The sequence below is a fragment of the Bacteroides caecigallinarum genome, assembly GCF_016901995.1.
GTDB classification, from domain to species: Bacteria; Bacteroidota; Bacteroidia; order Bacteroidales; family Bacteroidaceae; genus Phocaeicola; species Phocaeicola cellulolyticus.
In genome coordinates this window covers 1-21,973 of record NZ_JACJLE010000055.1, presented here as the reverse complement: position 1 = coordinate 21,973, position 21,973 = coordinate 1, and the positions used below count along the sequence as shown (strand labels likewise).

General features: G+C 42.0%; 19 protein-coding genes and 1 pseudogene. 6 read left to right on the top strand and 14 right to left on the bottom strand.

The window, feature by feature from the left end:
- Positions 1 to 162 precede the first annotated feature (162 nt).
- The 9 genes from H6A61_RS13055 to H6A61_RS13015 all read right to left on the bottom strand — a co-directional run bounded on the left by H6A61_RS13055 (position 163) and on the right by H6A61_RS13015 (position 10,335).
- Positions 163 to 936, bottom strand: a complete 774-nt coding sequence (locus H6A61_RS13055) for a metal ABC transporter ATP-binding protein (RefSeq protein ID WP_204394234.1) — start codon at positions 934 to 936, stop codon at positions 163 to 165.
- The gene (locus H6A61_RS13050) at positions 936 to 1,823 is read right to left on the bottom strand and encodes a metal ABC transporter solute-binding protein, Zn/Mn family (RefSeq protein WP_204394232.1); all 888 of its coding nucleotides are present in this window, start codon (positions 1,821 to 1,823) and stop codon (positions 936 to 938) included. Before H6A61_RS13050 ends, H6A61_RS13055 begins: the two co-directional genes overlap by 1 nt.
- Positions 1,824 to 1,851: 28 nt before the next feature.
- Positions 1,852 to 2,520: a tRNA (5-methylaminomethyl-2-thiouridine)(34)-methyltransferase MnmD gene (gene mnmD / locus H6A61_RS13045; RefSeq protein WP_204394230.1), complete on the bottom strand. Its 669-nt coding sequence runs from the start codon at positions 2,518 to 2,520 to the stop codon at positions 1,852 to 1,854.
- Between the two features lie 22 nt (positions 2,521 to 2,542).
- On the bottom strand, positions 2,543 to 3,001 hold the full coding sequence (locus H6A61_RS13040; protein WP_154043686.1) for a YqaA family protein: 459 nt from the start codon (positions 2,999 to 3,001) through the stop codon (positions 2,543 to 2,545).
- Between the two features lie 6 nt (positions 3,002 to 3,007).
- Positions 3,008 to 3,949, bottom strand: a complete 942-nt coding sequence (locus tag H6A61_RS13035) for a hypothetical protein (RefSeq protein WP_204394228.1) — start codon at positions 3,947 to 3,949, stop codon at positions 3,008 to 3,010.
- A gap of 6 nt (positions 3,950 to 3,955) precedes the next feature.
- Complete coding sequence (gene purD, locus H6A61_RS13030; RefSeq protein ID WP_204394226.1) at positions 3,956 to 5,230, bottom strand: phosphoribosylamine--glycine ligase; 1,275 nt, start codon at positions 5,228 to 5,230, stop codon at positions 3,956 to 3,958.
- Positions 5,231 to 5,350: 120 nt separating this feature from the next.
- Positions 5,351 to 7,585, bottom strand: coding sequence for a DPP IV N-terminal domain-containing protein (locus H6A61_RS13025; RefSeq protein ID WP_430746812.1), 2,235 nt, complete (start codon positions 7,583 to 7,585; stop codon positions 5,351 to 5,353).
- Between the two features lie 119 nt (positions 7,586 to 7,704).
- On the bottom strand, positions 7,705 to 9,225 hold the full coding sequence (locus H6A61_RS13020) for a THUMP domain-containing class I SAM-dependent RNA methyltransferase (protein WP_204394222.1): 1,521 nt from the start codon (positions 9,223 to 9,225) through the stop codon (positions 7,705 to 7,707).
- A gap of 84 nt (positions 9,226 to 9,309) precedes the next feature.
- Positions 9,310 to 10,335, bottom strand: a complete 1,026-nt coding sequence (locus H6A61_RS13015; protein WP_204394220.1) for a threonine aldolase family protein — start codon at positions 10,333 to 10,335, stop codon at positions 9,310 to 9,312.
- Positions 10,336 to 10,455: 120 nt separating this feature from the next.
- Between H6A61_RS13015 and H6A61_RS13010 the strand changes: the two genes are divergently transcribed.
- From H6A61_RS13010 to H6A61_RS12995, 4 genes are all read left to right on the top strand, one after another.
- Positions 10,456 to 11,337, top strand: a complete 882-nt coding sequence (locus H6A61_RS13010) for a DMT family transporter (protein ID WP_204394218.1) — start codon at positions 10,456 to 10,458, stop codon at positions 11,335 to 11,337.
- A 144-nt stretch (positions 11,338 to 11,481) separates the two neighbouring features.
- The gene (locus H6A61_RS13005; protein WP_239469217.1) at positions 11,482 to 11,796 is read left to right on the top strand and encodes an ORF6N domain-containing protein; all 315 of its coding nucleotides are present in this window, start codon (positions 11,482 to 11,484) and stop codon (positions 11,794 to 11,796) included.
- Between the two features lie 10 nt (positions 11,797 to 11,806).
- Positions 11,807 to 13,315 (top strand): sulfatase, encoded by a 1,509-nt coding sequence (locus H6A61_RS13000; protein ID WP_204394216.1) that lies wholly within the window; start codon positions 11,807 to 11,809, stop codon positions 13,313 to 13,315.
- Between the two features lie 30 nt (positions 13,316 to 13,345).
- Entirely contained in the window at positions 13,346 to 14,944 is a 1,599-nt protein-coding gene (locus tag H6A61_RS12995; RefSeq protein ID WP_204394214.1) for a sialidase family protein, read from the top strand.
- Between the two features lie 85 nt (positions 14,945 to 15,029).
- Here the strand turns inward: H6A61_RS12995 and H6A61_RS12990 are convergent, their stop codons facing one another.
- Complete coding sequence (locus tag H6A61_RS12990) at positions 15,030 to 15,923, bottom strand: serine O-acetyltransferase (RefSeq protein ID WP_204394212.1); 894 nt, start codon at positions 15,921 to 15,923, stop codon at positions 15,030 to 15,032.
- Between the two features lie 147 nt (positions 15,924 to 16,070).
- Between H6A61_RS12990 and H6A61_RS16175 the strand changes: the two genes are divergently transcribed.
- On the top strand, positions 16,071 to 16,205 hold the full coding sequence (locus tag H6A61_RS16175) for a hypothetical protein (protein ID WP_258322903.1): 135 nt from the start codon (positions 16,071 to 16,073) through the stop codon (positions 16,203 to 16,205).
- A gap of 166 nt (positions 16,206 to 16,371) precedes the next feature.
- Here H6A61_RS16175 and H6A61_RS12985 read toward each other — a convergent pair whose 3' ends face one another.
- Positions 16,372 to 17,139, bottom strand: a complete 768-nt coding sequence (locus H6A61_RS12985) for a glycerophosphodiester phosphodiesterase (RefSeq protein ID WP_154043697.1) — start codon at positions 17,137 to 17,139, stop codon at positions 16,372 to 16,374.
- Positions 17,140 to 17,380: 241 nt separating this feature from the next.
- Here H6A61_RS12985 and H6A61_RS12980 point away from each other — a divergent pair, with 241 nt between their 5' ends.
- Positions 17,381 to 18,802, top strand: a complete 1,422-nt coding sequence (locus tag H6A61_RS12980; protein WP_204394209.1) for a sialate O-acetylesterase — start codon at positions 17,381 to 17,383, stop codon at positions 18,800 to 18,802.
- A gap of 86 nt (positions 18,803 to 18,888) precedes the next feature.
- Here the strand turns inward: H6A61_RS12980 and H6A61_RS12975 are convergent, their stop codons facing one another.
- From H6A61_RS12975 to H6A61_RS12965, 3 genes and pseudogenes are all read right to left on the bottom strand, one after another.
- Entirely contained in the window at positions 18,889 to 19,527 is a 639-nt protein-coding gene (locus H6A61_RS12975) for a viroplasmin family protein (RefSeq protein ID WP_204394207.1), read from the bottom strand.
- A 2-nt stretch (positions 19,528 to 19,529) separates the two neighbouring features.
- Complete coding sequence (gene argS / locus H6A61_RS12970) at positions 19,530 to 21,347, bottom strand: arginine--tRNA ligase (protein ID WP_204394205.1); 1,818 nt, start codon at positions 21,345 to 21,347, stop codon at positions 19,530 to 19,532.
- 108 nt (positions 21,348 to 21,455) lie between these two features.
- Positions 21,456 to 21,973: pseudogene (locus tag H6A61_RS12965) on the bottom strand (hypothetical protein); the annotation flags it as partial.

Sequence of the window (21,973 nt, the reverse complement as noted above, 5' to 3'; positions counted from 1 at the left end):
CTCAGCAGAGCTCGCCTCCTCTTTGATTCACGAGGCAAAGTTAACACTTTACTCCTTGAATCTACTACTTTTAAAGACCAAAACGTTGCACTTCGTTTTGGAATCTACACTTTTTTCGTACTTACAGGTTTATATTTATCATTAAATCATCGAAAAATAGCACTATTGTTCTCTTTCGTGATTATGCTTCCTCAATACCCTGTGAGGCAATTCTCCGTGTCCAAGCAGTTCTATAGGGCATTGCAGCTTTTCTTCTATCCATTCGGCAGAGACTTCGCTTTGAGGGTGATAGTCCAATGTACCGTTTACGCAAGCTATACTCTTTACGTTTTGCAGTACCGAACCTATGTCGTGGCTTACCAGAATTATGGTTCTTTCCTTGTTTATTTCTTCAAGCAATGAGTACAGCCTGGCTTCGAAGCGTTTGTCGATATAGGTATTTGGTTCGTCAAGGATTATTGCCTTTGGATTTGATACTATGGCCCTGCCTAGTAAGGCTCTTTGCATCTGTCCTCCGCTCAACTGTCCGATAGGTTTGTTTTCCAGTCCTTCCAGTCCCATCATAACCAATGTCTCTTCTACTCTTCTATGATGTTCTTTAGTGAATTTGCTGAATAGTGTCTTTTGCTTGTTTAATCCCGATAATATCACCTCATATACTGATATGGGGAATTTTTTGTCTATCGAATTATATTGCGGCAGATAGCCTATTTCCATCCTGTCTGCGGGTATTCCGTTGTTGTAGTATGTTATTTTTCCTTCAGTAGGTTCAAGCAGTCCCAGTATAACCTTCATCAGTGTGGTCTTTCCTCCTCCGTTCGGTCCTATTATACCGAGGAAATCCTTTTCTGATATTTCAAGGTTTATGTTGTGCAGGACAGTTTTTTTCTCATATCCGGCAGAAAGATTTTCTATTTTTATTATGGTGTTGTTCATTATTCTTTTGCTGTATCTTCTTTTGTACGTAATGCTTTTGCCGTATTTACCATTTCTTCAGTCCAATTGTAGTTCAGCGGATTTACCGGAACCACTTCCACTCCAAGCTCCTTGGCTATGGTCTCTGCATTTCGCATGTCGAATTCCTGCTGTACGAATATTACTTTGGCGTTCTTTTCCTTGCATAGTTTTATGAGCGACTGCAGATGTGCAGGCGACGGTTCTTTCCCTCCTTCTTCTATGCTTATCTGCTCCAGACCATAGTCTCTGGCGAAATAAGTCAAGGCCGGATGATAAATTAGGAATGTCCTGTCGGCATCGGCAATGATTGATTTTATAGCCTCGTCTGTATTTTCTATAATTTGGGTAAGGCTGTCAAGATTGTTCTTGTAGTATTCCGAGTTCTTTGCATCCAGCTCTTCCAAGGCATTATAGATATTGTTGGCTATTATTTTGGCATTTTCTGTAGAATTCCAGATATGTGGCTCCACTCCATGTGCGTGATTTTCTACTGTTTCTTTGCTGTGCGAGTGCGAACATTGCTGATGAATGAGGTTTACTCCGGCAGAAGTATCGTAGAATTGCAATTTAGGGAAATTCTCCTGTAGCTTGTCTATCCACGACTGTTCGAAACCTATATATCCTATGCGCAAGTATGCTGTACTTTTACTTAGACTTACCATCTGCTGTGGAGTAGGGTCGTATGTTTCCGGACTGCTTCCTTCCGGTACCATGCTTACTACCTTAAACTTGTCGCCAGCTATTGTTTCAGTGAAATATCTCAGCGGTTCTATGGTGACAGTTATTGTAGGCTTGTCGTTCCTTTCGGCATTTTGGCACGATGACAATGCCAGAAGCAAGCATATTATTGATAATAATGTTTTCATGTTATGATTAAAATTTAAAGGATTTATACTACTTGTCGGATACTTTTTTGGTACCTCTCAATATCTCTCTTTTTCCTCCAGGAGGACCGGCAAGTCGTTCTACGGCGAAGCCTGCTTTCTGAAGCATACGTCTGACAACTCCTTTTGCGCAATATGTGGTCAGTATCCCGTTGTCGTCAAGCACTTCATACAGATTGTCAAACAGTTCCTGACTCCACATCTCAGGTTGTTTTTCAGGAGCAAAGGCATCGAAGTATATAATGTCGTATCCTTTTTTGAAATGATATTCAGTGAAGTCGCCTTCAATCTTTTCTATTGTGAAATATTCCGAAACTGTTTGCGGAGAGTTCCATGCGGCACTGTGGATAGAATAAAACAGTTCGCTTTCTTCCGGCGCGATAAGTTCCGGATAGTCAAGCCGCTTTATTGTTTCCATATCCAGAGGATATTTCTCTATCGTGGTATAGAAAATATTTCTTTTCTCTTTCTGGGCCTCGAGCGATGTCAGGAATGCGTTTAGTCCTGTTCCGAACCCAATTTCGAGTATGCGCGGAGTTGTAGCCGACGAGTGTTTCAGCCCCATATTGATAAATATGTGTTCCGACTCTGTCAGTGCTCCTTTCACCGAGTGATAGTGTTCGTCCAGTTCCGGTACGAACAATGTATAACTTCCGTCTGCAGTCTTTTCTATTTCCATAACCTAAACTCTATATAGTTTGTTACAAGGATATCAGCTTTAGGGTTGTAGCCACCAGAATGGCATATCTGGCAAGTTTTCCCAAAGTCATGGATATTGCAACTATAATCGCATTAGCTCTCATAAGTCCCAGTACTACCAGTATGGCATCGCCTATCACAGGCAGGAAGGACAGAAATGCTATCCACGATCCTTTCCCTTTGATAAACCTCTCGGCCTTGTCCATCTGTTTCTTTTTCACTCCAAGATACTTTTCTATCCATTCCATTTTTCCAAGATGTCCTATCCAGTAGCATGTCAGTCCGCCAAGAGCGTTTCCAGCCGTGGTGGATAGTGTGGACAGTACAGGGTCAAGTCCCAGTCCTATACATGCCAGCAATACTGCCTCCGAACTGAACGGCAGTACTGTTCCTGCCAGGAATGCCGATATGAACATTCCCCAATATCCCCATTCTGTAAGAAACTGAAGCATTGTATCCATATCCACTTAAAATCCTATGTTAGATGAGAAATGTATCATTACGTTATATGCAGCCATCATGGCTATTATAACCATTGATGCTATCATAAATATATATGTAAATTTGTTTGTCTTCTGTATCATAATATATCCGTACAGGATGGCACACATGGTGATTATCACAGGCAGTATGGATTTCAGCATAACAGGCTGTGCAATCATAAGTATTGTTTCATAAATACCTATTGTGTTTATTACTCCTATGATGATTCTGTTTCTCACCTTGTCGCTTTGCGATGTCATTATGCTGCTGACACCGCTTACTGATGACAATAACAATATGCATCCGGTCGTTATAATTTGTGGCAATGGTATAGTTCTGTAAGCTTCGATATTCCACTCAAATATATTATTGAAGTATGTAAGGACTGTAAGACTGTTGCCAGCGTATATGTCGTATCCGGATATAATCCAATATGGAATACATAAACCTATTATGCCTGCAAAGAATGTTCTGATACCCAATGTCCTTAGCTGAGACATGACGATGAATATCAGTGGTGCCGATAGGATTATCCCCAGTTCGATGAGACTTCCTATGCTTAACCATAGAAAGGCATGGAAGATATATGACGGAACATTCTTTGATTCATAACTCCTCAGAAGACAGTAAAGGCTTCCCATGAAAAGCAACAATATCCAACATTCCCCTTTGCCGTATTCATGTATGAACAGTGATGATGAATAAAGTATTGTAAATAAGGCAGAGGGCAATGACGAACGGCTTCTTACCAAAGCAAATGATGTGTTAAGTTCAATGAGAAGATATGTGACAAATCCTCCTGTCAGGAAAGGGATGATTTCCATCTTGTCATTAAATGTTGTTACCCATAAAATGACAGATAATATGATAGCTACCGGAAGAGTCAGTCTCCCGGTAGCTATCTCATATTGAAAGCGGTTACGCATGATATATTATAAATCGAAACCTATGTCTGAACGGAAATATTTCTTCTCGAACTGTATCTTGCCGGCGTTCTGGAACGACATAGCCAGAGCTTCTTCCTTGTTTGCTCCGTAAGAGCTTACAGCGATGACACGTCCTCCGGCAGTTACTACCTGTCCGTCCTTAACAGCTGTTCCGGCATGGAATACTATGCTTCCTCCTTCTTTAGCATCTTCTATGCCGCTCATTGGGAATCCTTTCTCATATGCTTCAGGATAGCCTCCTGATACCAGCATAACGCATACAGCCGAGCGAGGGTCTATCTCAAGAACACGCTGGTCAAGGTTGCCTTCTGCAACACCTTCGAGCAGGTCAACCAGGTCGCTCTTGATACGGAGCATTACGCTTTCTGTTTCAGGGTCACCCATACGTACGTTGTATTCTATTACCATTGGTTCGCCCTTCACGTTGATAAGTCCGAAGAAGATGAATCCCTTATAGTCGATACCTTCTTCTGCAAGACCTTCTACTGTAGGACGTATGATACGGTCTTCCACCTTCTTCATCCATTCTGCATTTGCAAATGGAACAGGTGAAACAGAACCCATACCTCCTGTGTTAAGACCTTTGTCGCCTTCGCCGATACGTTTGTAGTCTTTTGCTTCAGGCAATATCTTGTAGTTCTTTCCGTCTGTAAGAACGAAAACAGAACATTCTATACCGCTAAGGAATTCTTCGATAACAACTGTGGCAGAAGCACTTCCGAACATACCGCCAAGCATTTCCTTCAGTTCCTTCTTAGCTTCTTCCAGTGTAGGGAGAATCAATACACCTTTTCCGGCACACAATCCGTCAGCCTTAAGTACGTATGGAGCTTCAAGAGTCTCAAGGAAAGCCAATCCTTCTTCAAGGTTTTCGGCTGTAATGCTCTTGTAGCCTGCCGTAGGGATATTGTGACGCTGCATGAATCCTTTTGCAAATTCCTTGCTTCCCTCAAGCACTGCACCGGCTTTAGAAGGGCCTATAACTGGGATTGATTTCAATGCTTCGTCGTCGCGGAAAAAGTCATATACACCCTTTACCAATGGATCTTCCGGACCTACTACCACCATGTCAACCTTGTTTTCAACGACAAACTGTTTGATGGCATTAAAGTCGTCAGCCTTGATAGCTACATTTTCACCAACTTCGCGTGTTCCGGCATTTCCCGGAGCGATGTACAATTTCTCAACTTTTGAGCTTTGTGCAATTTTCCATGCCAGAGCATGTTCGCGGCCGCCTGAGCCAAGTAGTAAGAGTTTCATATTTTGAGTTTTTAAGTTTTAAAGTTCTTAATTAGTTGACAAGTTGACGAGTTGACAAGTTAACGAGGCTTCAATTCGGATAGAGAACCTTGTCAACTTGTAACTGATACCTTGTTATCTTCATTTTAAAAAGTCATCAAAGTATCTCGAAATGTGTTCATGCAGATGAACTCTTTCTGTTCCAATCATGTTATGTCCTGATTCAGGATAAACGAAGAAGTCAGGGTGTGTTCCTGCATCAATGCATGAACGCAGGAATGTATAACTGTGCTGAGGAACGCATGTCGGGTCTTCTCCGCCGATAATAATCAGCAGTCGTCCTTTCAGGTTTCCAGCTTTCAGGTTCAGATTAGAATTCTTATATCCTTCCGGGTTTGTTTCCGGTGTGTCCATATATCTTTCGCCGTACATTACTTCGTAGTATTTCCAGTCGATAACAGGACCTCCGGCTACACCAACCTTGAATATCTTTGGATAAGTGAGCATAAGGTTTGTAGTCATGAATCCTCCGAAGCTCCATCCGTGTACCCCTATCCTATTGGCGTCAACGTATGGAAGTGATTGCAGCATCTTTGCTCCTTCCACCTGGTCTTTCATTTCCTCCACACCAAGCTGACGGAAAGTACAGTTTTCGAATTCCCGTCCTCGGTTATCACTGCCACGGCTGTCAACTGTAAGCATTACATATCCTTTCTGTGCCATGTACAAGTCCCATCCACGAGCATCGTAGAAACGAGTGTTGTGTATCATCTGTGCGTGAGGACCGCCATACACGTAGATTATAGCAGGATATTTCTTGTTAGGGTCGAAGTTAACCGGCTTGATAAGTCTGTAGTAAAGGTCAGTCTTACCGTCTGCAGCCTTGATTGTTCCAAGAGTTATCTCAGGCATATTGAATTTCTCAGGCATTGGGTCGCTTGAAGTGAAGATAGTGACACCCTTTTTGCCGTTTGTAGGCAATATGCTTGTTTCGCCTGCTACACTGAACGAAGTCATGTTGTCGATGATATAAGTACCACCGGCAGAGAGTTGTGCTCTGTGGTTACCGTCTTCCTTGCCAATCAGAGTACGTTTGCCGCTCTTTATGTTGAGGCTGTAGATGTTAGTCTGCAAAGGTGAAACCTCTGTAGATGCAATGATGATTTCCTTTTTCGCTTCGTTGAAACCGAGGATATCCTGTACCAGCCAGTTACCTTTGGTGAGTTGTTTTACCTCTACATATTCTTTGTATTTATTCATACCTTCTATCAGCTCCAATGTGACAGGTCTAGGTTTCTTTGTATCGAACAGATACAGATGGTTGAAGCCGTCTCTCTGGCTCTGGTAGATAAATTTTGTTTCATCCCAAGGCAGGAATGTAAGAGGATGCTGAGGCTCAACATATTTAGGATGAGATTCTTCGTACAGTACACCGATTTTTTTACCTGTCTCGGCATCGTACTTAACGAGTTGTGCATAGTTCTGGTCGCGGTTCACTTCTATCACATAGATGTTTTCCTCGTCCGGAGCCCATGATATGTTTGTGAAATATCTGTCAGTAGGGTCGCCAGCATCCAGATAGACTGTTTTTCCGGTTTCAGGATTGTATATACCCACGGTTACCTTATGGCTTGTCATGCCTGCCATAGGATATTTGTCAGGTTCTAGGGTTGCTGTACGTGTAGTGGTATTCACTTGCGGATAGTCTGTCACCATACTCTGATCCATGCGGTAGAAAGCAAGATATTTTCCTTCAGGACTCCAGAATGTACCCTTGTAAATACCGAATTCATTACGGTGTACAGCCTGTCCGTAAACGATATCGTGTATATCGTTACCACCGCATGCGGCTTTCTCAATGTTGATGTCAGGATTAACCTGCTTGTCTGCTATTTTCTCGGAAGCTATATGTAGGTTGTCGCCCACTGTATATGCCACAGTCATGCTTTCCTTGCAGAAATCAATATTGGCAGCTCCCTTGTTTATTTTGATAGCCGATTTTACAGCCTTGTCTTCGAAGTCATAGACTATGATGTTACCATCGTGCGAGAGAAGTATTTCCTTTTCCTCTCCCCAAGGCATTGAAGCACCCATGAGCGAACGTAGCTGCTTGATACCATTGGTCTTTTCGTCAGCCTGTAATGCTGTATTTACTTCATCCAGTGTGATGATAGTCTTTTCCTTTCCGTTCTTTTTGTCGATAGATACTATCTCCTCCACTCCTGTGCGGATACATACGTCGCCCCACCATTTCAGGCCTGACATTCTTTTCGGAATGAGGTTGAAATAGTTGTCACCTCCAGGTATTACATCCTGTAGTGTGAACGAAGTCTTTTCCTGTGCCAGGATTCCTGTAGTAGGGATATTAAGTGCCATTATACTCAATAGGGTTATAATTTTGTTCTTGAGAATCATGTTTTTCCTGTTACGTTATAGAATCGTTTTAAAAATATGAAACCTTGCAGGGTAAGGTTTTTACCCAGCAAGGATATGTATTAATCAACGTTGTTTTCTTCTGTTGACAACAAGTCTTCCGGCTTGCGTCTGCTGTGCATATATCTTGGTGCAGGCGCGCTTTTAGGACGTCCGTCGTCTGTTGACGGGCGTGGAGTGCGTGGCTTGTTTTCGTCGCGGTATTTGAATTCGCTCTTTCTTTCGCGTGTGAATTCTTTTCCATCGCCAGCTCTTCTTCCTCTGAATTCTGGTTTTGCATCGCCGTCTTTACGGTCTCTTCTATCACCTTTGTCGTTGCCGAAAGGTTTTCTGTCCTTGCGGTCGCCTTTGCCGAAATCAGGTTTCTCACTCCTTCTTCTTGGCTTTTCGCTTCTTTCTTCGCTCTTAACCTTGAAGTTCTTGCCTTCCTCACCGCTTCTGAATGCCTTGAACTTACCGTCAAACAGCTGATACTGGCGGAACTGACATTCCAGAGCACCGTTCATCAGACGTATTTTCACACTTGGCTTAAGTCCTATCTGATCGAAACATTCGTCACGGTAGCTCAATATCCATGCATCGTTGCCTGTGAAGGCATGTTTCAGTCTCTCTCCTATCATCTTGTATAGACCAAGCAGGTCGTCCGATGAAATTCTTTCACCGTAAGGAGGGTTTGTAATGATGATGCTCTTTTCTGCAGGCTGTTCAAACTGCTGGAACGGTTGGATTTTCAGTATGATATCCTTGCTCACTCCGGCAGCCTTGACGTTGTGAGTGGCAATCTCATTTGCCTTAGGATTGTTGTCATAACCGTATATCTTATGGTTGAATTCTTTTTCCTGCGAATCGTCGTTATAGATTGAGTCGAGAAGTTCGCGGTCGAAATCTTTCCATTTTTCGAATCCGAATTCTTTGCGGAACACCCCCGGAGCGATGTTGCGTGCTATCAGTGCAGCCTCGATAGGAATAGTACCGGAACCGCACATAGGGTCGATAAGGTCGCACTCGCCTCTCCAACCTGTCATCAATATCATTCCGGCAGCGAGAACTTCGTTAAGCGGAGCTTCTACCTGTTCCTGACGGTAACCGCGGCGGTGAAGAGACTCGCCGGAGCTGTCGAGTGACAAAGTACACTGGTTTTCTGCAATGTGGATGTTGATACCCAGATCAGGCTTGTTGATACGTACCGAAGGACGGTTTCCTGTCTTTTCGCGGAAATAATCTACAATGGCATCTTTTACCTTGTATGCAACGAATTTTGAATGACGGAATTCTTCAGAGAATACTACAGCATCTACACTGAAGCTGCTCATATTGTCAAGATATTCATCCCATTCAATGCTTTTTACAGCATCGTAAACTTCGTCGGCCGAGTTGGCAGTAAAATGTTTGATTGGTTTAAGAATGCGGATTGCAGTACGCAGGCAAAAGTTTGCTTTGTACATCATTGCCTTGTCGCCTGTGAAAGAAACCATGCGGCGACCAATTTCGATGTTGCCGGCTCCCAATTCAGTGAGTTCTTGTGCCAATACTTCTTCCAGTCCCTGGAATGTTTTGGCGATAAGCTCGAATTCTTGATTCATGTTTGAAAAAAAATTACGTAATTTTGTTTTAGGGTACAAAATTACGTAATTTCAGTCGCTTAATCAACGATTTAGCGGTGTTTCTTATAATAATTCTATAAAAGCGTCCACGTCTTCTTCGCGTGTGGCCCAACTGGTGACAAATCTTACTACTGTTTCCTTCTCTCCGCGCGGTCCCCAGAGCTCAAATCCGGCATGAGGTGAAAGTCTGTCAATCTCTGTATTTGGCAGACATACGAACTGCTGGTTTGTAGGCGAGTCGATATAAATCTTATATCCTTTGTCCTTGAAAGCCTGTTTCAGTTTCATTGCCATGCGGACAGCATGTTTTGCGATATTCAGGTATAATCCGTCGGTGAACAGTGTTTCAAACTGGATTCCTTGCAGTCTTCCTTTTGCCAGCAGTGCACCGTGCTGTTTTATCAGAGGGAAGAAATGAGGCAGACGTTTAGGATTTGCTGCCACTACAGCCTCACCGAAGAGGGCACCAACCTTTGTTCCTCCTATGTAGAACACATCACACAGCCTTGCCACATCTTTTAGTGTTACGTCTGTTCCTTTTGCCGCCAGACCGTAACCTAGTCTTGCTCCGTCCATATAAAGTGGAATATCTGCCTTGCGACATACACGGCTGATGCTTTCCAGTTCCTCAAGACTGTATAGTGTTCCGTATTCCGTAGGATGAGAGATATAAACCATTCCCGGGGCAACCATGTGTTCGTAAGTCTCGTCGCGGTAGAAATCAGATATATATTTCTCTATGTCCTCAGCCCTGATTTTGCCTTCATATTGAGGTAGAGTCAGCACTTTGTGTCCTGTAGCCTCTATCGCTCCCGATTCGTGAACATTGATATGTGCGCTTTCGGCAGCCAGTACTCCTTCGTGATGTCTAAGCAGTGCGTCTATAACTGTGGCATTGGTCTGTGTTCCTCCCACAAGGAAATGTACGGCAGCTTCAGGCTGTCCGCAAGCCTCTCTGATAAGCTGTTTGGCTCTCTGTGTATATTGGTCGGAACCATATCCTGTGGTATGTTCAAGATTGGTCTCCATAAGCCGGCGCATCACTTCCGGGTGTGCCCCTTCCATATAGTCTGTATAAAAGTATAACATTGTTGAATGATTTTATAATTCGTGTGCAAATATATGCATGATAACTCTTATATAGTAGAATTTATCAGTGATTAATGTTGAAAAATATCTAATTTTGCGGTGTAAATTTATGAAGACGATATGACAAGTTTGCACAATGCCAAATATCATATTCTGGCGATACTGACGGTAGCTGTATGGGGAACAACATTTATATCTACAAAAGTTCTGATAAACAATGGTTTGACTCCTCATGAGATTTTCTTTATACGCTTTGTTATTGCGTATATCGGAATATGGTTTATTTCGCCCCGCAGGATATTTTCCGAGAATGTAAAAGACGAGCTTACTTTATTGGCTGCCGGACTGACCGGTGGTACACTGTATTTTATCACGGAAAATACGGCTTTGCAGTTTACTCAGACCACTAACGTAGCTTTCATTATATGCATAACTCCGCTGATAACAACCGCTATGTCTCTTTGGGTAAACAAAGACAGTAAAGTGGGGCGCGGATGGGCTGTCGGATCATTGGTCGCACTGGTTGGTGTGGCTATTCTTATATTCAACGGTAGTGTCATTCTGAAGTTGTCGCCCGTAGGAGACTTGCTGACACTTGCCGCTGCATTGTCGTGGGCATTCTATAGCCTGATAATAAACAAACTTTCGAAGAAATATAACTCGGTCTTTATTACAAGGAAAGTTTTCTTTTACGGAGCTTTATGTGTTCTGCCCACATTTGTAGTCAATCCGCCTTCATTCCCTGTCGAAGGTTTTCTTCGCCATGAGGTATTTCTTAACATAATGTTTCTTAGTGTTTTGGCCTCACTTGTATGCTTCGTTGTATGGAATGTAGTACTGATGCGTATAGGCACTATAATGTCATCTAACTATCTGTATCTTAACCCATTGTTTACAACAGTTGCAGCGTCCATATTCCTTGATGAAACATTGACCGGCTATGCCGTAGCCGGTGTTATATTGGTAATGCTTGGAGTATATATTGCTGCGAGAAAGGGATGATTGCTGATTTTGAGTTTATTTTTTTCTTTTCCTGATATTTCCTGATTGTTTTAATGTTAGATTGAATAAATTTCTTATTTTTGTAAATGTTGATTTATAGGGTCTTATGTGTTTTACTTTGGAATTTAATAACTATATGAAATAATGGAAAGTAATATTATAGAAAAGCATGAAGAAGACATATCTCCGAAAGTAGTAAATATGTTTGAGAAAGTACGGGGGAAAATTATAAGTCTTAGGAATAGTCAAGTCATACTTGATTCTGATATAGCTGAGTTATATGATGTTGAAACCAAGCGAGTGAATGAGGCTGTAAAAAATAATAAGGATAAATTTCCTGACGATTATATGTTTCAATTAACAAATGAGGAAGTGATATATTTGCGGTCGAAAAATTCGACCGCAAATATATCGCCCAAATCCCGTGTCCTCCCTAATCTTTGCGATACTTACTTCTAATAACTTATATATGAAAAAATCTATAATCACATCTTGGGTATGTATGTCATTCTTTTCTGTACTCTCGGCACAAGATAAACCAAATATTATAGTATTTTTGGTTGATGATATGGGACTGATGGATACTTCCGTACCCTTTATTGTAAATAATGACGGTGAACCTGAAATGCAGCCACTTAATGAGTGGTATAGAACTCCGAATATGGAGCGTCTAGCTTCACAAGGAGTACGTTTCTCTACGTTTTATGCACAAAGCGTGAGTTCGCCGTCGAGGACATCGATGATGACAGGGCAGAATGCGGCACGACATCACACGACAAACTGGATTAACTCTGAAAGCAATAACCGCGATACATACGGGCCGTATGAATGGAACTGGACAGGACTTAAACGTACTGATATGATTTATCCACTTGTACTTAGTAAGGCAGGCTATAAGACGATACATATCGGAAAGGCGCATTTCGGATGTTTCGGCAGTGAGGGTGAAGACCCTATTAAACTGGGTTTTGATGTGAATGTGGGAGGTTCATCCATAGGTGAACCGGGAAGTTATCTGGGTGAAAACGGATATGGACATATTGCCGGTAACAGAAAAAGGGCTGTACCTGATTTGGAAAAATATCACGGTACTGATACTTTCCTTTCGGATGCACTTACTATAGAGGCGGTTAAGGAAATACAAAAGGCTGTGGCAGAAGGAAAACCTTTCTATCTGAACATGTCGCACTATGCGGTACATACTCCGCTGGATGTCGATAAGCGTTTTATAGATAATTATCCTCATACCAAGAAGGATGATGCACGTGCTTTTGCCGCACTTGTGGAAGGTATGGACAAATCGCTTGGTGATTTGATGGACAAACTGAACGAAATGGGAATAGCCGAGAACACTATGATTATATTCCTGGGCGATAACGGCAGTAACGCTCCTCTTGGTGACGCGGCCGATTATGGTTCGTCAGCCCCGCTGAAAGGTAAGAAAGGGGCAGAATACGAGGGAGGAGTGCGTGTACCGTTCATTGCCGCATGGGCTAAACCTGACGATACAAACAAGTTCCAGAAAGAATATCCTGTCGCACGCAATTATGTACAGACGCAGATGGGTACAATTATGGATATCTACCCTACTGTGCTTTCCATTGCAGGTGTAGAGGCTCCGGAAGATCATGTACTTGACGGAAGCGACCTGAAGAAACTTTTTGCCGGAAAGAAAGACAACACTCGTAGGGATGATTTATTGATACATTTCCCTCACGAACACCGTGGAAATTACTTCACCACGTATAGAAAAGGCGATTGGAAACTGATTTATTATTATAATCCTGATAAAGACGGTGTCCCATCGTATAAACTGTATAATCTGGCTGATGACCCGTATGAGAAAAACGATGTGGCATCGGAGAATAGTGATAAAGTAAGAGAACTGTGTAAATTGATGGTGAAAAGACTTGAACTTGAAGGTGCCCAATATCCTGTGGGAAAAGATAATAAACCATTATACCCCGTTATACCATAAACTGCTGTTAATCATTTAATAATATCATTTATGAACAAATACTCAAGAACAATTTCTCTGATAGTCTTTCTATTGTTTTGCAAAGCTTTTGCAATGGCATCGGGCAATAATGGCATTACAGATATAACCGTAGATCAGGGATTTCTGACTGCAGGAAAAGGCAATGCAGACCATATTCTGTTGAGAATAAACCTTAAAAGGGATTTGCTTAGGGAAGCTCCTCTCCTATCAGGTTTGAGAATTTCGCTTGACGGAACTACTGACTTCAATGATATTTCATCATTGAAGGTTTATGCTACGCAAACTCCTTTCCTTAACGGCGATATTAAGGCTTATTCATTGTTATTGGCTGAGGCCGGTGCTTCGGCAGAAAACAGTCTCGATATTTCTTTTTCTTCGGATTTCATGCCGTTGAAGGAAGTAAACCATCTGTGGCTTACTGCAGATATTTCGTTTGAGGCAAAAGCCGGAAACAAGATTGATGTCAGGTGTGAAGCTTTGTTGTGCAAGGATGGCTCGCTCATGTCTGTAGAATCTGGAAATCCAAAAGGTATTACATGTATATACGACAGACAGACCATGCTGTTCAATCCGTGGGACAACGGGTCTGAATTCTACAGAATTCCGGCAATGATAGTGCTTGAGAATTATTCCCAGAATAAAGGTCGCATACTCACTGTGACGGACAGACGTTTTAACAGTAATGCCGATTTGCCTAATAAAATAGACCTTGTAGCTAGACATAGCGATGACAATGGGGCTTCGTGGAGTGAAACCAAGACAATAGCCGGAAATTATAATCAGGGACCGGACTATGGATATGGCGATGCGGCAATTGTAGAAACGGAAAGCGGTAAGGTGGTTTGTCTAATGGCTGCCGACCGTCAGTTCCAGCGTTCTACCTATGACGACCGTATTAAGGTTTATCAGACATCCAGCAATGATGGTGGCGAAACATGGGAGAAACCTCACGAAATATCTGATGCGATATACGATGCTGTATATAAAGATGCTCCTTCAAAGCTTCAGGGTGTGTTTGTCACTTCCGGAAAGGGACTGTGCCTTAAACATCAGAAAAGAAAATCTGTGAATGGAAGAATTCTGTTTGTAATGGTTTGCAAGTTCACGGACGGCCCTTACTGCAATTATATAGTATATTCTGATGATGAGGGAAAGACATGGAATGTGTCGAAAGAAGCGGCTTTTATTGGCGGTGATGAGGCCAAGCTGGTAGAGGAACATGACGGTACGGTCGTGATCTCTACACGCCGTAGCGGAGAACGCGGATTCAATGTTTCTCACGATGGTGGACTTACATGGGGAAAAGGTTATACTAACAAGGATTTGTGGGGCAACAGCTGTAATGCAGATATGCTGGTATATTCCAAGGATATATATCTGCATACAATGCCTAACGCTGAGAACCGCAGTAATCTGACGATTTATGCCAGCAAGGATAAGGGAAAGACATGGCCGTACAAATACGTGTTCAACAGCCTACCTGGAGCATATTCCACTATAGTGAGATGTGAAGATGGCTCAATAGGAATATATTATGAGGATGGAACAATGAGTGACCATTATTCGATGAACTTTATTTCCATGCCATTGGAATGGATTTTAAGATAATATTCTGATTGCTTTATAAACAAAAAACTCCGGTACTGTTCTAAGTGTGAAGTATCGGAGTATTTTGGGTTTATATAATTCTGTTTTATTTTCTTTGCACTATGCGTGCACCTGCCGGAACGCTTTCTGTAACCCAGATGTTTCCTCCGATGGTTGCCCCCTTTCCTATCGTGATACGTCCCAGTATTGTAGCGTTTGAATATACCACTACATCATCTTCAAGTATAGGATGTCTTGGTATTCCCTTTATAGGATTTCCGTTTTCGTCCATAGGGAAACTCTTTGCGCCGAGGGTAACACCCTGATACAGTTTCACATTGTTGCCTATGATACATGTAGCCCCTATTACCACACCTGTTCCGTGGTCGATAGTGAAGTGATGCCCTATTGTAGCCCCCGGATGTATATCAATACCTGTTTCCGAGTGTGCCATTTCAGTTATTATTCTTGGTATAAGAGGAACGTTCAGAGTATATAGCTCGTGTGATATTCTGTAGTTTGTAATCGCTCTTATAATCGGGTAACAGCAGATTATTTCGCCAAAACATGTCGCGGCAGGATCGCCGTAATATGCAGCTTCCACATCCGTAGCAAGAATACTCCTTATTTCAGGAAGGTGGCTGATAAATTCAGATGCAATATGGGCAGCCGTATCGCGGCAAGGTTCGTCTTTTGTTTCCATTCCGTTGTTCTCCACTCCGAAGCACAGACCGGCCTGGATCTGTTCGGTAAGCAGTTCGAACAGTCTTTCCAGATTGACTCCGATATGGTAGTTTATGTTCTGGCTGTTGATATTCGACTTTCCGAAATATCCCGGAAACAATATTGCCCTTGACAGGTCGATGATTTCTTCCAGGGCTTTTCCCGAAGGTAAAGGCTCTCCGTCCTTATGTTGGTGGAAAAGTCCGCGGTAAGAGTTGTTGTCCGACAATTTGTCAACAATGTCTGTAAGTATATGCGAATAATCAAATAAGGTCATATTGCTCTGATTTTTATTATATTATTGGCAAAAGTAAAGTATATTTTCTTATTTCGGTAATAAAATGAATATTTTTTGACTGAAAACGTGTTTTGACATAAAATAAAAATACAGTAAATTTGTTCCGCATTAAAATTTATGTCCATTATGCCGATAAAAAAGAATAACAATCCTTTTGCTTTCAAGGCCAAGCAGGGAGCAAAGAAAAAAAGCAGTGGCAAACGTATTGGAAAGTCCAAGCCGGAAAAGGCTAACAATCAGTTGAACAGACGTGTGAAATAAAAAAATGATACGATACATGCAACAGTCGCGGCATGATCGTATCATAACTATGATATGGTAATTATTAGAAGTGTCCCTAAAAGAATTTCAATTCATATTTTATTTCGAAGCAAAATTAGGTAACTGATATTACATTTTTGTTTTCTATTTGTTACATCTGTATTTTTTAATTTTTATAGCCGGATATTTTAAGGGCTTCTACAGGATGGTCTGTAGTGATATAATCAACATTCAGTTTGAGCATGTTTTTGATATCTTCCGTATTGTTTACTGTCCATACGTTTACTTTCATACCCAGCTCGTGTGCTTCTTTTACCCATTCAGGCTTTTTTTCGAATACTTTGTAATGATAGTCTATACCATTTATTCCCTTTTCCTTAAGCTCTTTAGGTGAGATATCCCCATTCAGATATGCTATCTCGGATTCTGGAGTTAGTTGTGCCAGGGTCTCACAAATGTATTTGCTGAATGAAATGTATTCCACTTGTTTTTCCATTCCTGCTTCCTTTACCATTTTAACGGCTTTCTCTGAAATTTCCTTTTCCTGTTCTTTTGTCTTGTGAGGCTTGATTTCCAGTATCATCTGTATATCCTTTAACTTCTTTCCTTCTGCAAGATATTCTTTCAGTGTAGGGATTTTTTCTCCGTTCTTCAGCTTTATTCCGTTAAGTTTGCTGTAAGGAACTTCGGCAATTGTTATTCCGTTTACGTTGTCATCGTGGTTCACTACAATCACTCCGTCGCCTGTGAGCTGAACATCAAATTCCGAGCCGTAAACTTTGGCTTCTGCAGCTTTCTTCAGTCCGGTAATTGAGTTTTGGGCAGAATTCTCTGTTTTCCAGTATCCGCGATGAGCTATTATCTGTGTCTGTGCCTGTGCAGTGTAAGTCATGAATGCCAGTGTGCATCCCAAAAGAATGTTTTTTAAATTCATAATTTCAGTATGTTGTTTTATTATCACAAAAGTAAAATGAATTTTGTATGAGCTGAAATTATTGATATTAAATTTGTATATCTTTTTATTTTCAAACTTATTACAAAATATTGGAATATGTTATATCTGGACGTATATGGCACTCCGTCGTACATTTTATATGGCTCAGTATTATAAAAGATAAAAATAGTATTACAAGTTATTTTACTAAAGTATTATTTTTGTGGAAAACTTTAAAGATATGAGAAAAACATTGTTAGCAGCACTCATGCTGATGCAGATGGGCGCATGGGCAAAAGTTGATTTGCCCGAAATTTTGAGTGATAATATGGTATTGCAGCAACAGACCGAAGTTAAACTTTGGGGAAAAGCCAAGGCAAATGCCGAAGTAAGTATCAGTCTGTCATGGACAAACAATATATATACCGTGAAAACGGATAATGACGGAAAGTGGATTGCAGAGATACAGACACCATCGGCAAGCTATACACCATATACCATAACACTTTCAGACGGAGAGGTGATAACTTTGAATAATATATTGATAGGAGAGGTGTGGTTCTGTTCGGGACAGTCTAATATGGAAATGCCTCTGGCTGGTTTCTGGAATTGTCCGATAGAAGGTGCAAACGAGACTATAGCAACTGCTTCACAATGGAAGGGGATACGTGTTGCCACAATAGAGAAAAACGGTCAGTTGGAGCCTGTAGATAGATGTAAAGGAAGTTGGAAGGTAAGTAATCCGGCAAATGCGGGTGCTTTCAGTGCTACAGCATTCAATTTCGCCATGATGATGAACCGCGTGCTGGATATTCCTGTGGGAATTATAAACTGTAGCTGGGGTGGAAGTACCGTAGAGGGCTGGCTTCCACGTGACATCGTATCGCAGTATAAGGATATCAATCTGAAGAAAGACATCCGTAAGGAAGACGGTCATGACTGGTGGCATTACATGAGTCCTACGCTGATGTACAATGGTATGCTCAAGCCGCTACAGAACTACACTATAAAAGGCTTTCTGTGGTATCAGGGAGAATCTAATGTAGGAAAGCACAAAACATATCCTGAGCGCCTGAAAACGATGGTAGAACTATGGAGAAAGGAGTGGGGGCTTGGTGAACTTCCATTCTATTATGTAGAGATTGCTCCTTTCGGTTCGCGTGAGACTAACGGCAGTGCATTGCTTCGTGAAGCGCAGTTCAAGGCACAGTCAATAATCTCAAACAGCGGTATGATTTCCACCAACGACCTTGTAGAAGAGTATGAAAAGGACAATATCCATCCAAAGAACAAAACAGATGTGGGTAAACGTCTGGCATACATGGCATTGAGCCGTACATACGGATTCAAGGGAATGGAAGACATGGGCCCTGTATATAAGTCAATGGAAGTAAAAGACGGTGCTGCAATTCTTTCGTTCGACCATGCAAAAGACGGTTTCAACCGCCTGAAAGGTATGGAAGGATTTGAGATTGCCGGAGATGATAAAGTGTTCTATCCTGCAGAAGCAGAGGTATATAACAATCTTCAGATAAAGGTTAAGTCGGACAAGGTTAAGAATCCGGTTGCAGTTCGTTACTGTTTCCGTGATTTCAAGCCGGGTAATGTGGCAAATCTTCGTGAGCTTCCTATGTATCCGTTCCGTACTGACAATTGGGAATAATATAGGTTTGTAATATGAATTAAACGCTGTTTAAACAGTATTTTAGAGGTTTATAAATACTGTTTAAGCAGCGTTCTTTATTATTATTACTTTCGTCCGAAATCGGCAGGAATTTCGCCCCACAAGTCTGTTTGCCATTTCAGGATAGGAGTGGAGTAGGAGTTGTTCTTCAGCCAGTTCTCGGCTCTTTCTATATACTTGAACAGTTCCTCTGTTTTGGCATTTCTCACAAGATTAGTCTTGCATTTCTTTTGTTTCACCCATAGCTGAGCGTTTCTGCTGTCCGAATATATAGGCATGTCAAGACCTTTCTGTTTCAGCAGTGCCAGACCGTGTACTATGGCAAGGAATTCACCAATGTTGTTAGTTCCATACACAGGTCCGAAGTGGAAAATCTGTTCTCCGGTTCGCAGATACACACCGCGATACTCCATCATACCCGGATTTCCGCTACATGCGGCATCTACGGCTATGCATTCGAAATTGAAATTCTCCGGAAGATTTGCTTCCTGTTTTTTGGCAGTGCTTTCTCCGCTTTTTCTGCCGGGAGGGTTCATGAACTCATGCGCAGGTGAAGCAAAGGCGTGCTCTGCTTCTTCCCTCGTATTGAAGGATTTGTAGAGCGCGCCTTTGAAACCTTTTATCTGGAGCTGGCAGTCAGTCCATGAGTCATATATCCCCGGATTTACACCTTTCCAGACTGTATAATATTTCTTTCCTGCCATTATTACATTCTTTCAGGTACTTCGATACCAAGAAGTCCCATGGCCAGTTTCACAACCTTTCCTACGTTCTTGCTCAGTGCAAGGCGGAACACCTTGAGAGCCTCGTTTTCTTCGCGCAGGATGCTGAAATCATGATAGAACTGGTTGTATTCCTTAACCAGGTCGTAGGCATAGTTGGCAATGATAGAAGGATTATAGTCGCTTCCTGCCTGTGCCACTACGTTTCTGAAATCGGCAAGCATCTGTATCAGACCTTCTTCCTTAGTGCTTAACTCAATGCCTGTATTAAGTGTTTCAGGAATGTTTATACCAGCTTCTGCAGCCTTTCTCAAAATAGACTGGATACGTGCATAAGTATATTGGATAAATGGTCCTGTATTACCGTTGAAGTCGATAGATTCCTTAGGATTGAAAGTCATGTTCTTTCTGGCATCTACCTTCAGGATGAAGTATTTCAATGCTCCAAGACCTACTATACGTGCTATATCATCAGCCTCTTCCTTAGTCAGGCCATCAAGTTTTCCAAGTTCAGCGCTTGTTTCCTTTGCTGTTTCAATCATTGCTTCCATCAGGTCGTCGGCATCAACTACAGTACCTTCGCGGCTCTTCATCTTACCTTCTGGAAGTTCCACCATACCGTAAGAGAAGTGTACAAGGTCCTTACCCCATTCGAAGCCAAGCTTGTCGAGCAGTATTGAAAGAACCTGGAAGTGATAGTTTTGTTCGTTACCCACAACGTAAATCATCTTGTTGATAGGGTAGTCCTGGAAGCGAAGTTTCGCTGTACCTATGTCCTGAGTCATATATACGGATGTACCGTCACCACGGAGCAAGAGTTTGTGGTCAAGGCCTTCGGCAGTAAGGTCGGCCCATACAGAACCGTCTTCTTTTCTATAGAAGAAACCTTTTTCAAGACCTTCCATAACCTTTTCCTTACCTTCCAGATAAGTTTCTGATTCGTAGTATATCTTGTCGAAGCTTACGCCCATCATTTTGTAAGTCTCGTCGAAACCTGCATATACCCAGTCGTTCATCATCTTCCACAGGCCGCGTACTTCAGGATCATTAGCTTCCCATTTACGCAACATTTCGCGTGCTTCAAGCATCAGTGGCGATTCTGCTTCAGCCTTAGCCTTGGCTTCTTCTTCGTTCATGCCTTCAGCCATGAATTTAGCGGTAAGTTCCTTTACTTCAGCTTTATAATGCTTGTCGAAGGCCACGTAGTAATCACCAATCAGGTGGTCCCCCTTCTTGCCTGATGATTCAGGAGTTTCGCCGTTACCGTATTTCAGCCATGCCAGCATAGATTTGCAGATATGGATACCACGGTCGTTCACGATGTTTGTCTTTACCACTTTGTTACCGTTTGCAGCCATAACATTAGCCAGTGCGTTACCCAGCAGGTTGTTACGCACGTGTCCAAGATGCAAAGGTTTGTTTGTGTTAGGCGATGAATATTCAATCATTACCAATGGAGATTCGTCTGTAGCGTTCTTTATACCCCATTTTTCGTCCTTGTTGATAGTATTAAGCAGCTCGACCCACACGTCCGATGCAATAGTCAGGTTCAGGAATCCCTTTATCACATTGAATTCCGCTATTGCCGGTTCGTTCTGTTTCAGATATTCACCTATTTCCTGTGCAGTCTGTTCAGGGCCTTTCTTTGACATTTTCAGGAAAGGGAACACAACCAAGGTTAAATGACCTTCGAACTCTTTCTTAGTCTTCTGCAACTGTACCATCTTTTCAGGCACTTCCTGTCCGTACAGTTGCTTGATACCTTGCAGTATCGCTGCTGTCAGCTTGTCTTCTATCTTCATTTATTTCAGTTTTTATTGTTTATCCGGATAATAATGCTGCAAATGTACTAATAAAAAGTGATAATCAGAAACATGTGTGGAATATATTGGATGAAGGTTACAGCCGGTTCAAATTTTACTAATTTCCTCTTCTGACATTCCTGTAATTGCAGCAATAGTACCTATATCCATTCCCATATTCTTCATATTACGGGCAATTTCCGTCTGTTTGAGTTTTTCTCCTTCTGCTCTTCCTACTTCCAAACCTTCTGCTCTTCCTTCCGTCCTGCCTTCCGCTCTTCCTTCCGCTCTACCTACTTCCAAACCTTCCGCTCTTCCTTCCGCTCTTCCTACTTCCAAACCTTCCGCTCTTCCTTCCGCTCTACCTTCAGCCCTTCCTTCAGCCCTTCCTTCAGCCCTCTCGGTATTTATATTGTCTCTCAGAATCACGATATTGTCAAGATGTCTGTAGTATGCCTCTTTCTCTACTTTTGTCATATTGTCTATCTTTAGTTTTTCTCTCACGACTTCCAGACCTGGAGCATTTGCCCCTTCCGGTATTTCTCCTGTGTTCAGATAATAAATCCATTCCTCTAGCGGAGTTTTTGCCACTTTATTGAAGTCGTTTACTTTCAGGATATAATATT